Below are 15,742 nucleotides of genomic sequence, written 5' to 3'. Positions count from 1 at the left end.
CCTAATCCAACCGGCAAACAACGGTGGTCACCCAGGTATTCCTTGCCGACAGGCTGTATTGCCTCCTGAGCAGTCGTACTCGACTTTACCGGCACACCCCACCTCTCCCGCAGCGCGAGACAAGCAAAAATGGAATGATACAGCGAGCATCGTTGCCGCTGCATCATCCATTCAATTTGGGCTTGTTCAGTTGTCCGCTATGACCTGCACGCTGCGTGCTATTGCCACCGGTTTTCCAACAATAGTCAGGAACTTGACGATATCGACGCTTGGGTGACGCGACGCATAGATCACATCGCGGTTTTTGATCGGGAAGCTCTGGCCCACGATAAGGCTGTCGGCATTCGCCATGTTGAAGCGATAGACGATCGGGTAGCGGCCATCCTTGTTCGGCTTCATGCCCTTGGAGACCAACTCGTGAAAGCGGTTGGGCGCCAGAAGATCCGCCACGATTTCAGGCTCTTCATAGCGGAAGACGAAATAGCCCTTCGCGTCAACCAGTTGGTCGTTACCGCCGCCAGCCTGGGCGATGGCTTCAAGCAGGTTCAAGTCGTTTGAACCGAAAGGAATGCGAGCGTTCTGCCAGACCGAACCGAGCGCGGTATACGTGCGCGGATCCTTGGTCACGAAGATCTGATCCTTCGGTTCAATATAGATATTTTCCGAAGGATTTTCGATCAGCGTCTGCAGCAGCACCGTTCCCGTCTTTTGCCCGCGGACCAGCGTGACATAGGTTTCATAAGGCTGCGTTGCCGGACCGCCAGCTTGCGCGATGACCTCTGTCATGCGCTCGCCAATCAGCCCCAGCGGCACCTGGGAAGGTTTGTTTACAGCGCCGGATACAGTCACCGTACGTGAAGGAGCGCTCGCGCTGCTAATGATGACGTCAGGCTCGACCGCCTTGTTCACAAGCGATTTCAACACTGACTGTCGGGCCTGCTCCAGTGTCTTCCCCGCAAACCGGACGAGACCGACATACGGTATTGCGGCTGAACCGTCGGGCTGAACGATGACGTTCAACTTTGCTTGTTTTGAATCCGAGGTCGAAAACAGTCCATCAGAACCAGCTTCGAAGATCGTCACCTGAAGTTGATCACCGACACCGATCACTGGACTTTTGGCTGCTCCACCAAGCCCGAATCGGCGCTTGAGCATTCCAACCGAAAAGTTGGACACCATGCGTGCCGTCTCAGAGTCGACATCGACCACGTCGAAAACAGCAGCATCGGTTCGATGAACTTCTGCTGCCGATTTACCAGCCTGAGAGTTAATATCCGATGCGAGAGGTCCCGCCCCTGGTACAGCCTCACAACCAGCAAGGCCGGCGCAAACAACAACAACAAGGATGCGCTTCAAGTCATAATCTCCAACCCGTCCAATTCCGGCGTCCCGACAATTCCTTATCACGGACAAAATGCAAACTTCCACCCAAGTGATTAGGATAAAAGACTGAAACTAATAATTAGAGAACGCCAGCGTCACTTTCTTGCATCGGTCTTACCTCTGGCTGTTCATAGATAAAACCCTTTTTCGAACTCAGCCTTGGAGCTGGCTCGACGAAGGCACCGGGTTCATTGACCATGCCCTGCGCGATTCGCCTAACGATTTCCGCGATTGCAACCTTCTTGCCTTCTTTGTGGTAAAAGTTACCCTTCACCTGGATAGTCGCGGCCAGTGTGGAAACCAACTTATCCGCCAGTTCCGCATCAACCGGCATCGGGCTCCTCCAGAATCTGTCCAGCCCAGAATTATGTGTTAGCCCCTCTATATCATAGACCGCACAGCCGAGAACCAGAGTCGGCTTGTGCGCCCTTAAACTATAAAGACCGACCGTCGAGTTCACGACGATAACACCGTGGGCGTGTGCCAAAATGGCATTCAGATTGCCCTGTTCAATGAACTTAACACGATCCTCGACCCCATTGGCTTTGGCAATGCGACTGATCCGCTGGTCCCAACGTTCAATACCATTGTCGAGTGGGTGCTGCTTGATCAGAAGTACATGCTCCTTTTCAGCATGGGCTGCGAATGACGAAATCACTTCTTCCAGCATGTCGCCGAGATGCCGATACGGCGAATTCGCGCGGATCTGGTAGTCACTTTGCAATTGTAGCGCCAGAAGGAAGAACGCGCTTTTCGTGTGCTTCAGATCTTCCGTTTCCAAAATCTTCGGCGTTCGAAACGCACGCGCGACCCAAGGCAGGTAATCGACGACTGCAGAGTAATATTTGTCGTCGTCGAAGAACGGGAAGAATGGTCTGCCGAAATAGGCAACGAGGTTATAAAGTACCTCATTAAAGGCTTCCTGGCCGAAGGTGTGGGGATATTTAACCACCATGTCCGGCTCGGACACTTGTTCAGCGAGCGAAGCAATATGCTGTGGATCGGTCGGAAAATGCGAGAACCGGCCCATTCCGTCTCGCTCCAGCGTTATCCAGTCCGGTCGCAGATATCCGTGCTCCACCGCGTGACAGCGCACTCCAAGCTTGCGCGCGACCTCGCAGGCAATGCGATGATAAGGCAGTTGGTCGGCATAATAGAGAATATCGGTGATCTTGTTCTTGCGGATCAGCGTCTCGACATAAGCAGGCCAATGCTTGATTGAGCGACGATAATTGATCGCGCCACGCTTTCGCCAATAGAGTTGATCGCCCAGAGAAAAATTTACCCGATAGGTAGACATGCCCTGCGCTTCGAAAGCTTTCGCCATCTCGCACCAAAACAGGGAAGGAGGGCCTTGCAGGAACAAGATGCTGGTTTTCTTTGCAGCAGACATCGCACTTGTCATTCTAAATCAAGAACTTTCTCACACAACCGAGCTGCAGTCTGACGCCCCGCGCTTTCCCCTCAGCAGTTTTTCCGACTATATGAGGGCACTTACCAATGAACAAGATTTTAAGTGCACCGATGCGCCGTTTGTCACTACTCCTGCTACAGGGTCCTGCTTCTCCTTTTCTAAGAGAGGTTGCAAGGGCTGCCGAACGCAGGAAAGCCACTATTCACAAGATCAATTTTTGCATCGGGGACCTTCTTTTTTGGTGGCCGCGAGGCGGCGACTGGTATCGTGCCACAGACGACGAGTGGCCCGAATATCTGAAGAATTATATCGTCCAATATCACATCACAGATATTCTGATGCTGGGAGACGGTCGCCCGAAGCATGCGGCAGCTATACAGGTTGCACAGGAACTTGGCATCCGTGTGCACATTTTCGAACATGGCTACTTGCGGCCTGACTGGCTCACATTGGAGCCTTTTGGAATGTCCAGCGCATCGCGCTTTCCGACAGATCCACAAGTAATCAGAGAACTGGCCCAAGACATAGCCGAACCTTCAACAAAGCGACTTTTTGATACACGCTTCATGACCTATGCCTGCTACGACTTGCTTTTCCACATACCAAATGTCGCGCTCGGTTGGTTGGCGCATCCCAACTACCGCACGCACGGCGCGGTGCATCCTCTGTTGGAATATGCGGGCTGGATCGGCAAAGCACTTCGCCGCAAGGAAAGACGTTCGGCGGCCCAAAAAATGGAATCCAAATATCTCTCGGACAACGGGCCCGAGTTTTTTCTTTTTCCACTCCAGCTTCCAGGCGATTACCAGATTAAGGTTCACGCGCCTCTTGGCAAACTGTTCCCGCTGGTCGAAAGCGTCATTAATTCCTTCGCCAGACATGCGCAGGACCAGACACGACTTCTCTTCAAGACACACCCACTAGACAATGGCCTTAGCCGCTGGAAATCCCGAATTGAGGAAATGGCAGAGCGGTTCGATGTGGCCGGGCGCGTTGACCTGATCGACGGTGGAGATCTGGACAAGCTAGTCCACCGAGCGCGCGGGATCGTCACGATCAATTCGACTGTTGGGCTTACCGCGTTGCTTGCGCATAAACCGGTGATAGCGCTTGGCGCCGCAATCTACGACGTTGAAGGCCTAACGGCGCAAACAAGCCTTGCAGAGTTCTGGCAAAGACCGACCGTGCCACTGAAGGACATGCCGGAGACATTCGCAAAAGCCTTGGCCGCCACAACCCAGTTTCGCGGCGGCTTCATTGGTCGTGAGGCAATACAGATGGGCGCTGAAGAACTCTGCGAACGACTGTTTTCGCAACAGACTTGGGCCACAGAGGATGCGCCGGTCAAGCGATCGGTCTTCCGCTATGAGGCGGAACTACGGGCACCATGAGCAACGCGAAACAACAAGTCTCACCGCTCTGGATCACGCCACAGAAACCATTGATAGATTAGCGGTTTCACAAGCGAGCCAAATCGACCAAGCAGATTGAGCGTCAAACCAAAATAGATCGTTGGCTGCCCGCGATCGAGTCCCCGGATCATCCGGCGGGCGACAGCCTCTGGAGTCCACGGACGAACACTTTGCATCACTAGCGAAGCCTGACGACTGCGCTGAGGAATTTCTGCAGCCAGTTGCGGTGTATCAGTATCCGGCGGGTAGGCAATGACAACACCAACGCCGTAAGGTGCTGCTTCCATCCGGAGCGCTTCAGCAAAGCCGGCGACAGCGGACTTGGACGCGCAATACGCGGTATAGCCATGAATGCCGATGAGTGCAGCCCCGGATGATACCAGCAAAATCGTGCCGCAACGGCGCGACTTCATGCCGCGATAGACAGCACGAACAGCATTGGCTGTGCCCATGAGATTGGTCGAAATCTGCGACGAAAAAAGAGCGCTATCAAGATCTTCAAAGATTGCGGGATGAACCACGCCGGCAGACGTGATCAGGATGTCACAAGGTCCGAAACTCGCTTCGCTTTCTGCAATAACTGTCTGCAGTGCATCTTCATCGGCGACATCGCAGGCGGCGATACGCACGCGCCCCGTTGCTTCGGAGACGTCGCCAAGAAGACTTTTCTGGGCCAGTTGCAGGCGCTCGGCAGAGCGGCCAATGACTGTGACGGCATCGCCTCGTTTCAGGTAAATGCGCGCGAGCGCCTTACCAATTCCGCTCGAACCGCCCGTGATGATGACATGGACCATGCAATTCTCACCATTGCGTGCTCGAACAGGGATTGAACCCGAAAATCAGGCTCTACCCCTGTGCGAGCCGGGCGATGACCTGCATCACGTTACTGGAAGCGATACCAAAATTCTCGTTTTGAAGTCGCGTGAGGATCGTCGCAGTGAGATCCACGGCTCGGCGGATCTGTTCTTCACTATGCGCAGAGGTGATGAAGAACCGCAGGCGCGCAAGCCCTTCTGGTACCGCCGGGTGAATGATCGGCAGCACGTTGACACCAGCCTCGAATAATTCGTTCGACAATTGCACGGCCCGAAGCGAATCGGCAACGATGACCGGAACGACCGAGTATCCTTCACTGAGACCAGTATCGAGACCCTTTTCCCGCGCGCAATCGAGCAGCAATTGGCTATTGCGCCTCAAGGCATGAACGCGTTCCGGCTCTGATTTCATGATCTCAAGACTGGTCAGTGCTGCGGCGGCAAGAGCGGGCGCCAGACCAACGCTATAGACAAAACCACCAGCGTGAGCCTTTAAAAGCGTGATAAGGGCCTTGCTGCCGGCAATATAGCCGCCACAACTGGATGTCGTCTTCGACATCGTCCCCATCCAGATGTCGACTTCGCTTGGCGAAACTCCAAAGTGCTGAAATGCGCCGCGACCCGTCTCGCCCAGCACACCAAGCGAGTGCGCCTCGTCCATCATCAGCCAGAAATTATACTGCTTCTTCAGTTTGATGAGACCGGGCAGGTCGGCGATATCGCCATCCATGGAGTAGATGCCTTCGGCAACGACCAGAATCCGATCATAATCCTGGCCGATCGTACGCAGGATGCGCTCAAGGTCGGCCATATCATTGTGTTTGAAGAAGCGACGCGCAGCGCCTGAAAGCTTGACGCCTGTCAAACCGCTATTGTGCATGAACTCGTCGTGAATGACGAGGTCCTTGGGTCCCATTAGACAACCGATGGCAGCAACATTGGTCAGATAGCCGCTCACGAAAACGACGGCATCATCCGCATCATAGACCTCTGCCAGTGATCGCTCGAGATCGTTATGAACGGTCCGCTCACCCGCGACCAGCCGGCTGGCCGACGCCGATACTCCATACTGATCCAGTGCTGCCTTCGCATTTCCGACGATACGATCATCGCGATTGAGACCGAGATAATCGTAGGACGCGAAATTGTCATAGATTCGCCCGCCGATTTGAGCTGTCGCTCCGCTGCCGGACTCATGCGCACGGTAGAATGGATTGACCACACCGATTTCTGCACTGGCGCGCTGCTGCATCAAAACCTGCTTGTACTCAACCAGATCTTCGAAACTGTCCTGTTTGCGAAGCGTGCGTACAATAGGCTCGGCATTGCGGTCTTCGCGACCACGCTCGACATTCTTGTGCAGGTTCTTCATGCGATCCAGAAGATCCTGTCGCTTATTCTCTTTCATGCAGCATTCGCTCCAGGGCGTATCAGCCGGTAACCGTCTGACTTGGTGATGCAGTATGGCGTCGGCTCAACTCGTCATAGATCTTGGCATCACCGCTTGCTTCGGGTTCGCTGTCATCTGCGCCGCTTCGAGCACTCACCTTCTCATAAAGCCGCCGTGTCACGTCACCGACAGTCGCATTGTCGGATAGGCTGCTCAACGGCATGTCGAAGCCGGTATTCTGTTCGAAATTCAGCCCGAGTTCAACGGCCATAAGGCTGTCGAGACCAATCTCCTTGAGAACACTGTCCTTGGAAACGCTCTCAGTCGCCACGCGAAGGATTGCTGCAATCTCGCTTGCAATAACCTTGAACAGCACATCTTGAGCTTCGACCGCTGACTTGCCTTGAATCATGGCAACCAGATCGATATCGCCACTCTCGCCACCGCTCGTGTTGTGAGAGGCCTTGCGCATCACAACCTCGAATAGCCGCTCATTGACCACGCGAAGATTGTGCGCCATTGCCCAGTCAAACTCTGAAATAACGACGACTGCGGCATCGACTGTGCCCGGTTCCACATTAATATATTGGTCGACACAGGAAAGAGCATCCCGCGCGTGGAGCGCTGTCTTGCCGAGGCGACGATCCAGCAACTGCCCGACATCATTGTTGCGTGCAAGGTAACCAGCATCCGCAATCGCGCCGAAGCCGACTGCAAGCCCGGGCAGACCGGATTGCCGTCGCATTCTCATCAGTCCTTCCATGAACCCGTTTGCGGCCACATAGTTGGACTGCCCAGGGTTTCCGACCATGGTGGTGACAGAAGAGAAGGCGATAAAATGATCCAGCGCATCTTGACGCGTGGCCCGATCCAGGAGAGCAGCACCCTTAACCTTGACTTCGATGACGGGGCGGTTGCGCTCCCGCGTCAGGTTTCCGATCAATGCATCATCCAGAACCATCGCTGCATGGATCACCGACTTGATCGGGGCTGATTTACGCAAAGTGGCGAGCAATTCAGTCACCGCCGCTTCATCGGTTACATCGCAAGCGTGGAGGCTGACACTGACGCCATCCTTCTTCCAGCGCTTGATGGCTTCTGCCGTCTGTTCATCGGCCACGCCACGACGCGAGCAAAGAGCGATATTGCGTGCACCTTTCTCGACCATCCAGTTTGCCGTCACCAGCCCGAAACCACCGATACCGCCGACGACGAGATGCATACCTTCCGGATCGACAACCATCGAGCGGCGCGATTTAATCGCAACATGATCCTCGCCTGCCACAGGTGGCAGCACGACGATCTTGCCGATATGGCCGGCATTCTGCATCAGACGGAACGCGTCCCCGATTTCGTCGAATGCAAAAGCCCGGTAAGGCAGCGCCGAAAAAACGCCCTCTTCGAACAGCGTCCCAATCTCGGACAACATGCGGCGCGACAATTCCGGATGGAACACCAGCAACTGATCGGCATCGATCCCGAAATAGCTGATATTCCGACGGAACGGCCGCAAACCGATTTTGCTGTCAGCGTAGTAATCGCGTTTGCCAAGTTCCAGAAAACGGCCAAACGGTTTGACCAGTGACAAACTGAGTTCCATCGCCTCGCCGAACAGCGAATTCAAGACAAGATCAACACCCTCACCATTGGTGACGTCGCGAACATCCTGCACGAAGCTGAGCGAGCGCGAATCGAACACATGATCCGCCCCCAGAGTCTCGACGAAGCGGCGTTTCTCTGGAGTGCCTGCCGTTGCAATAACAGTTGCGCCGACATGTTTGGCCACCTGAATGGCGGCAAGGCCCACGCCGCCGGCAGCTCCGTGAATGAGGATCGTTTCGCCGGCGCGCATGCGGCCAAGCTCGACAATTGAGTAATAGGCGGTCAGGAAGACAACCGGCACCGAGGCCGCAGCGGTCAGATCGATCCCGGCCGGTAGGCGCGCAATTCCATCGCGTTTCACTGCAACATGAGTAGAGAACGCTGCAGCAGCGATCGCCATGACTGGGTCGCCCGGAGCGAGATCCGTCACATTCGCCCCTACGGAAACAACTTCACCCGAAAATTCCATACCGATCGAGGCACCGGCAAAGCCGTCTTCAAGCGCCTCTTCCGGCAACAGACCCATGGCCCACATAACGTCACGGAAATTCAGGCCGGTCGCGACGACTTTGACCAGAACCTCATCATCGCCAATGGCGGGAACCTCGCAACTTTCCCAACGAATGGCCGATACCTGCGAGGGAACAAGTTGACGGATGACGGCGGCATCGAAGTCGCTCGTCACGCGCTGCGAGGGAACAAGAGCTCCAGGCACGGCGCGCAATTCCAGCAGCTGTGCGGTTTCGCCGTCGAGCACCCATTCGCTGTTTCCGCTTTGCAAACCGTGAACGCGGTCTGCACAAGCAAGCAGCAACCCTGTTTCTTGAGTCGAAAGCCCCGGATCCACGCAGTGAATATCCAGGAAATCGTACTCGTTACGAACGACGCGAAGATATGCCCATAAGCCCGAATTCAAGGAACTCGCCGCGTTGCCATGACCATGGTTCGCGATCGATGCGCCGCCAGGCGCAACCACGACGAGACGAATACCTTCACCCTTCGCGAGAACGGTATCCCGGCATTCAGCCAGGGCCATAGCGTAGGCATTGAGTCCCATGACACGATTTTGAAGGACAAGAGAGATGTCCTGATCTGCCCGTGGTTCCGGCGATAGATAGACAGTAGAACGCAGAACTCCAAGATTATCCTGCAAAGCGTCGATGATCGCCGCGCGGTCTTTTTCAAGATCAAGTCCGATGACAAGCGAAACGACACTTTCGCAACCAGCAGCGGCGGCGGCACCCTCTATCGACGATTGATCGACAGTACCATCGTGAAGCACGAGACACGTACCAGAACGGGTCTCGGACTGACCGCTTTGAGCATCGCTGACCAGTTGAACATCCGCAACCCGTCCGAACGCTTCAACCGTCACGAGCGAGCCACTGGGCATTTCCATCAGCTTGGACTGAATGGAAGAAAACTCCATCCCTTCAAGACTTTTGTCCCAGGCGGCTGCACCCAAAAGCGCTCCACCAGTGGATGCGTCGAACCAGTTTTGATCCAGACCATGAACAAAATCGTTGACGACCCCTGGAGCGCTGAAAACGCCAAGGAAAACCCCTGCACGCTTGAGAATGTCTGGAACCACTGAGTCCGCGACATGCATGCGAAACTCGTCGCTGGCGCTGACGATGATATCCGCGCCGCCGACGTCAGTGAGCTCGTCTTTGTCCGTCACTCTCACATAGGTGTCATTTTCAAATAACACCTCGAGGCTGCGCCGAGCACCACCGTCCGGTTCGCAAACTGTCAGGCTAGCACCGAATGTCGCGACCACATCTGCAATTTGACGGCTGACATGCGGCGAAACGCTACCGAATTCAAGAACACGAATTCTCTTGCCACCGGATGCATTTTGCTCAAGGCAGGCCTGAAGCGACGACAACAGAACCGACACGCGCATCTTGGCGCTTGGAGAATGCGTCGCCTGATGTTCGAGCGTGGCTTCGCTGATGAAGGCGTCAGGCTTCGCAGACTCATTCTCTTCGGAAGAGGCACGAACAGCGCTCAGTCGTGCAATGACCTCACGATGGCAATCATTGATGAGGACAGCTTCGACCACACGTTGTGGACAGCTCTGATAGAGATCGCGGAGGATTTCAGAGGGTGCCGGAAGAGAAAAATCGTCTTCTAACATCCATTGTCCATCCGCGTGCCGGGCGAAGCCCGCATCAACCAACATGTTGAGATTGCTGGTAAGATAGGCACGTATCCCGACATCTGCGGGCAGGTTTTCCTTCCGGATTACGCTGCCGCCTTCGGCGAGAGACTTGGCAATGTCGAAAACCGCGCTGAAGACTGCAGCCTGGAAAAGGAAGGTTTCATTATCGAGGCCGGTTTCCTCGACGCCTGCAAAAAACGAGGTTTTGCGCATCAATGGCGCCGGAACATAGTCCGCGATCTTGATGCTCTCAAGGAAGGGTACACTTTCGTAGTGGAAAGAAAGGCCATCAAGCGTCTTGTGTTGCTTGAGATAGGTGCGGCGGAAGCGGCTGTCGGTGAAGACAGCAATCTTTTCCCCGGCGTCATCGAACAGCTCAAAATTTGCCCTGATCGAGGTTGGGCTTAATCGCACGATTTCAATGACCGCCTTGGTCAAAGGCCTCTGAAGTTTTGCGATACGGATCTTGCCAAAGCGAACAGGAATATACGGTGCGCCGCCCATATCCCCACTGAACCGATCAAACAGGGCGACCAGACCGTGGAATACCGCATCCACCGACATAGGATTGAGGTTGTAGTGAAGCAAAGGATGTCCAGGCGCAGCGGCTGCCTTCAGATCAACCTCGATGCGGCGATCACCGAAGCTGCGGGCATGCTCCAGCAACTGAAATCGTGGACCATAATTTAGCCCGAAGTTGCGAGCGGTTTGGTAGGCCTTCGCGGCATCGATCTCGCTGCTCTCTCCGTGGCCTTCACCGACAATCTCGTAGCCACCCTCGGACGCGGTGACCTTGCGGACACGCGCGACCACGTGGATGGCCCACTCGTCATCGGTCAAGCGCTCTCGCGAGCGGATCTGCAGATCGCCCGTTTCTGGAGAGATAGTGGTGGAGAGTTCGAGAAGGCGACCGTGACTCAATTCAAGAGGTCGAACGATCTCCACATTGGAGATTTCCACCTGATCGGTCTCGAAATATTGCTCTGCCGCACAAATAGCGATCTCTATGAAACCACTGCCTGGCAGAATAGCGCGGTCGTCAACGACGTGCTCTGCGAGATCAGGAAAGAGATGCGCGTCGATATGGTTCTTCCAGGTAGATCCGTTCGGGTCAACGCGCCAGCCTAGAAGCGTGTAGCCATAGGTCTGCACTCGCCCATAGATGTCGACACGATCGCTCGTCATTTCGGCAGGCAGGTCTGTCTTTTCAAACGGCAGCACTGGCAATTGAATAAAGGCGTTGCGACGCCGGAAGATCTGCTCGGCGTCTACTGAAGCACCCGCAGCAATGGCGCGGGCCATAGCGCGTCCGATCGGATCGCGCTTGGCTGGTTCCGGCTCTTTCACCAAGGTCGAAACAACGCTGATAGTCGCCGAATGCAGCTGCGCTGCATCATTGATGTAGCTTGTCAGAATAGGCCGCGGAGACATTTCTATGAAGACGTTGCAGCCAAGCTTCAAAGCCTCCTCTACGGCGTGTAGAAATTTCACAGGCTGTCGAACATTCTGCCACCAATAGTCGGGCGTCAGCGAAACGCCGGTCAGAACCGTTCCTGTCACGGTCGAGATAAATGCGCGTTCAGAAGAGCGCGGATGTATTGCCGGCATGTCGCCAAGGAAAGCATCGCGAGCCTGATCGATCAGTGGATGATGGAACGGGTAGTCAATATCGAGCGGCTGCACAGCCACCTTACGCTTGCGTGCACGCTCCCGCAGCAATTTGATCTGATCGCCAGGACCTGAAATCGTCACAGAATTGGGTGCATTGATGGCGGCAACCTGGAGGTTGTCGAGTTCGACTGCTTTGATCAAATCCCATGCGGCTTGCTCACCCAGCTTCACTGCAGCCATTGTGCCTTGTCCCGCCAGCACATCCTGATGAAGCGAGCGCTTGGCGATAACGGCAACGGCATCAGCAAGCGAAAGGGCACCGGCCGCATAGGCAGCTGCGACTTCGCCAACAGAATGACCGAAGGTCGCCGTCACGTTAAGTCCCATCGCAACCAGAGCGTCGGTCAGGGCAACCTGGACCGCAAACAACAAAGGTTGTGCGAGCTTGGTATCGCCCAGTTTGCTATCCAGTTCCGGATCGTGCAATGCCGCGACCAGATCGATATCCGAATAACGCGAGAAAAGGGTCGCAATGTGCTCGTAGCTCGCTTTATACGTCGCATTCTGCAAGGCATCGAGACCCATCCCTGCCCACTGCGCGCCATTACCTGAAAAGACGAGCGCAACCTTCGGGTCACGTGACAGCGCCTCCCCGGTCTGCCCTTCGCCGCCCTTGGACGATGAGACAAAGGCAGCAATGGCCTCGATGACGTCCTGACGATTGCCCTTCACAACAAAACGATGCCGAAGCGCCGATCTGTTGGAGCCCGCCGCAGCAATCACCGCATCGCGCTCTGCATCATCATAAGCATTGGAAAGGCGATCCTGATAGCCTTTAACCAGCGATTTCAGGCTATCGGCAGTATGCGCACTTGCCATGAAAAAGGAGTTGGAATCGCCATCCGGAATGGTCGCAGTAAGCGGTTTGGGATCGGCAATAACGACATGGGCATTCGCACCGCCAAAACCGAAGGAGTTGACGCCTGCAAGACGCGGCTTGTCGCTGCGTTCAAGCGCCATACCGTCACTGGCAACGACAACATTCAGACCTTCAAAATCGATGTCATCATTTGGCGTATCAAAATGTAGCGACGCTGGCAGATAGTCATGCTCCAAAGCCATCATTGCCTTCATCAAGCCGAGAAGACCGGATGCAGGTTCTGCGTGACCGATATTGGTCTTAACAGAGCCAATAGTAATCGGCTTCTCGCGACGCATGCCGATGACCTGGCCCAAAGACCAGACTTCTGCAGGATCGCCGACCTTTGTGCCAGTGCCATGTCCTTCGACGAAGGCAACATCATCGAGATCAAAGCCACCATCATGATAGATGGATTCAAGCAGTGTTGCCTGCGCTTCGCGCGATGGCAGCGAAATCCCGTTTGTGCGGCCTGCGGCATTGATACCAGACGCAACGATCGTTGCATGGCTGCGATCACCGTTTTGCTGAGCAAGTTCGCTCTTCCGAAGCACCAGAACCACGCCACCCTCGGCGCGGACATACCCGATACCATTGTCATCATAGGCACGGCAAAGCCCGTCTTTCGATAGCATACGCGCCTGCGCAAATCCCACGAAGGGAAGCGGGTGTACAAGAATGTTGATCCCACCGACGATAGCCGTGTCGACCTCTCCGCTATTGATAGCGCGCACGGCATGATCGAGTGCAACCAATGACGAGGAACAAGCGGTATCGACTGTAAGACTCGGCCCGTTCAACCCGAAAACATGCGATATCCGATTGGAAACGATCGAAAGCGTATTGCCCGTCATGAAATGTGGGCCAGGCGCCGCGGGATCCTCGACGGAGAGATTGCCATGATCGATGTTCGAAGCACCGACATAGACTGCAACCTTTTCACCGTGCAGGCTTGCCGCCGGGATATTGGCATCTTCCAAAGCCCGCCAAGTTAGCTCAAGCAAGATCCGCTGCTGAGGATCCATATAGAGCGCTTCGCGCTTGGAAATACCGAATAGTGCGGGATCAAAGCGATTTATGTCATCAAGAACACCGGCAGCATACGTGTAGTATTTTCCCGAAACCCCCATCTCAGGATGCCAATAACGGGCAATATCCCACCGATCTGAAGGAATATGCGACACCACGCATTTGCGTTGGCGCATAATCTCAAATAGTTCCTCAGGAGAATTAGCGCCAGGGGCTACACAGGCACGCCCGATAATCTCAACAGTCATTTATCTCGTTCACAATTCATAGAGCCGAACGACACGCATATAGATCTGCTTGCCCCCAATCGGCTCTTTATCCCACCTCAAATTCCCTTAGAGAACGTAGCCGAGGGCGTCAATTCTTATCACCCCTAGGCTGCACACAAGCACGACCACCGTCCCCTAACGCGCATCTTTAGCTCTGAGGCCAACAAGACAACCATATCGCTCCAGAGGCTACCCCAATAGCGTAAATTAGAAACGGCATACCCAGAAAAATGGAACTTAGCCGCCGAGTGACGTCCAGACGAAAGAAACAGCCACCATTTCAGCAGCCAAAATCTCCATTCGCGCGCCTTCAGTTCGCAACCCAACTACACATCGCCATTGGAAAAGAGAACACTGTGCCGAACAAAAAAAGCGCGCCCACGCTTCACAGTTGGGCACGCCTTATTAGAGACAGGGTAAAGCTGACTGTATCAGCAGTTGCTGTTACGCCGCTTCTTCCTGCGCATCGTCTTCATCTGCAGTGCGTCCGCGCTTCGGCCCCTTGTTGAGGCTGACCTCTACGAGACGAACAGCCTCGGTATCAGATACTTTGTTCACGGCAGCGATTTCGCGCGCCATGCGATCAAGAGCAGCCTCATAGAGCTGGCGCTCGGAATAGGACTGTTCCGGCTGATTTTCAGCGCGATAAAGATCGCGAACCACTTCAGCGATCAGGATAAGGTCGCCAGAATTGATCTTTGCATCATATTCCTGTGCGCGGCGGGACCACATGGTACGCTTGACGCGCGCCTTGCCCTGAACAACTTTGAGAGCACGCTCGACAAAATCCGTCTCGGAAAGCTTACGCATACCGATCGTGAGAGCTTTAGCGACAGGCACCTTCAGGCGCATTTTATCTTTATCGAAATCAATAACAAAAAGCTCAAGCTTCATGCCGGCAACTTCTTGCTCCTCGATAGCGGTAATGGTACCGACACCGTGAGCGGGATAGACAATCGATTCGCCGGTCTTGAAACCTTGGCGCGTCGAAGATTTTTTCTGCTGGGTCGTCATTCGCGTTAAAAACTCCCTATGATGCTTCCGGCTTTTGCCGGTGCCGGGTCAATCAGGCCCGGATGAGACGGGGGAAATCCGCCGGGTCATTCCATCCTGGTCCAGTTGATTAGATTAAAGCAGAAAACACTTCCCGGCGCTGACGAGGCGACTTGTCGTCGCAGATGTCAAAAAACCGCGGAAATTGCTGATTGCTTTCGTGAAGTTGTGGCAATTGAATTGCCTTAAATGGATCAGTTTCATGACCCTAGCATAAAAATATGAAGAAATCAATGTTTTGCTTGCCCGCAACTGCCTCCCCTTCGGCGACACGCCGAAAGGTCGTTCAGGCAAAATAGCTGTCGGAGCGCAACAGGCGACGCAACGCCTCAGTCGCCGGCTCCCGGCTTTTCGGAGAAGAACTTTTCAAACTTGCCTTCTACGCCATCCATCTCTTTTGCTTCCGGCAGAGGATCACGCTTCACCGTGATATTGGGCCAGATCTGAGCGAAGTCCGTATTAAGCTTCAGCCACTTGTCGAGCCCGGGCTCCGTGTCGGGCTTGATCGCCTCAGCTGGACATTCCGGTTCACACACGCCGCAGTCGATGCATTCATCCGGGTGAATCACGAGAAAATTCTCGCCTTCATAAAAGCAGTCGACGGGGCAGACCTCGACGCAATCGGTGTATTTGCAGCGAATGCAGTTGTCGGTCACGATATAGGTCATGCAACACTCCAGA

8 protein-coding genes are annotated in these 15,742 nt (G+C 54.7%); 1 reads left to right on the top strand and 7 read right to left on the bottom strand.

Translation table 11 applies throughout. The annotated features are described in order from the left end of the window. Window positions 1-186: 186 nt before the first annotated feature. Both ACQQ2Q_RS16230 and ACQQ2Q_RS16225 read right to left on the bottom strand, forming a co-directional pair. Window positions 187-1,356 (bottom strand): polysaccharide biosynthesis/export family protein, encoded by a 1,170-nt coding sequence (locus tag ACQQ2Q_RS16230; RefSeq protein WP_428188149.1) that lies wholly within the window; start codon window positions 1,354-1,356, stop codon window positions 187-189. Between the two features lie 106 nt (window positions 1,357-1,462). Next, window positions 1,463-2,776 (bottom strand): capsule biosynthesis protein, encoded by a 1,314-nt coding sequence (locus tag ACQQ2Q_RS16225; RefSeq protein ID WP_428188148.1) that lies wholly within the window; start codon window positions 2,774-2,776, stop codon window positions 1,463-1,465. Window positions 2,777-2,883: 107 nt separating this feature from the next. Between ACQQ2Q_RS16225 and ACQQ2Q_RS16220 the strand changes: the two genes are divergently transcribed. Next, the gene (locus tag ACQQ2Q_RS16220) at window positions 2,884-4,188 is read left to right on the top strand and encodes a capsule biosynthesis protein (protein ID WP_428188147.1); all 1,305 of its coding nucleotides are present in this window, start codon (window positions 2,884-2,886) and stop codon (window positions 4,186-4,188) included. Window positions 4,189-4,208: 20 nt separating this feature from the next. Here ACQQ2Q_RS16220 and ACQQ2Q_RS16215 read toward each other — a convergent pair whose 3' ends face one another. From ACQQ2Q_RS16215 to fdxA, 5 genes are all read right to left on the bottom strand, one after another. Then, complete coding sequence (locus ACQQ2Q_RS16215; RefSeq protein WP_428188146.1) at window positions 4,209-5,003, bottom strand: SDR family oxidoreductase; 795 nt, start codon at window positions 5,001-5,003, stop codon at window positions 4,209-4,211. 52 nt (window positions 5,004-5,055) lie between these two features. Continuing rightward, window positions 5,056-6,432, bottom strand: coding sequence for an aminotransferase class I/II-fold pyridoxal phosphate-dependent enzyme (locus tag ACQQ2Q_RS16210; RefSeq protein WP_428188145.1), 1,377 nt, complete (start codon window positions 6,430-6,432; stop codon window positions 5,056-5,058). Window positions 6,433-6,454: 22 nt separating this feature from the next. Further along, window positions 6,455-13,987, bottom strand: a complete 7,533-nt coding sequence (locus tag ACQQ2Q_RS16205; protein ID WP_428188144.1) for an SDR family NAD(P)-dependent oxidoreductase — start codon at window positions 13,985-13,987, stop codon at window positions 6,455-6,457. Between the two features lie 465 nt (window positions 13,988-14,452). Beyond that, window positions 14,453-15,022, bottom strand: a complete 570-nt coding sequence (locus ACQQ2Q_RS16200) for a CarD family transcriptional regulator (RefSeq protein WP_428188143.1) — start codon at window positions 15,020-15,022, stop codon at window positions 14,453-14,455. A gap of 368 nt (window positions 15,023-15,390) precedes the next feature. Beyond that, window positions 15,391-15,729 (bottom strand): ferredoxin FdxA, encoded by a 339-nt coding sequence (gene fdxA, locus ACQQ2Q_RS16195; RefSeq protein WP_428188142.1) that lies wholly within the window; start codon window positions 15,727-15,729, stop codon window positions 15,391-15,393. Window positions 15,730-15,742 lie beyond the last annotated feature (13 nt).

This window comes from Agrobacterium sp. ES01, assembly GCF_050320885.1.
Taxonomy (GTDB): domain Bacteria; phylum Pseudomonadota; class Alphaproteobacteria; order Rhizobiales; family Rhizobiaceae; genus Allorhizobium.
The sequence above is the reverse complement of the archived record's forward strand: the minus strand, read 5'-3'. Positions and strand labels throughout refer to the sequence as shown.

Bases quoted from the DNA above. Each gene is read 5' to 3' on its own strand.
- ACQQ2Q_RS16225 (WP_428188148.1), bottom strand. From the start codon at position 2,776: ATGTCTGCTGCAAAGAAAACCAGCATCTTGTTCCTGCAAGGCCCTCCT.
- ACQQ2Q_RS16220 (WP_428188147.1), top strand. From the start codon at position 2,884: ATGAACAAGATTTTAAGTGCACCGATGCGCCGTTTGTCACTACTCCTG.
- ACQQ2Q_RS16215 (WP_428188146.1), bottom strand. From the start codon at position 5,003: ATGGTCCATGTCATCATCACGGGCGGTTCGAGCGGAATTGGTAAGGCG.
- ACQQ2Q_RS16210 (WP_428188145.1), bottom strand. From the start codon at position 6,432: ATGAAAGAGAATAAGCGACAGGATCTTCTGGATCGCATGAAGAACCTG.
- ACQQ2Q_RS16205 (WP_428188144.1), bottom strand. From the start codon at position 13,987: ATGACTGTTGAGATTATCGGGCGTGCCTGTGTAGCCCCTGGCGCTAAT.
- ACQQ2Q_RS16200 (WP_428188143.1), bottom strand. From the start codon at position 15,022: ATGACGACCCAGCAGAAAAAATCTTCGACGCGCCAAGGTTTCAAGACC.
- fdxA (WP_428188142.1), bottom strand. From the start codon at position 15,729: ATGACCTATATCGTGACCGACAACTGCATTCGCTGCAAATACACCGAT.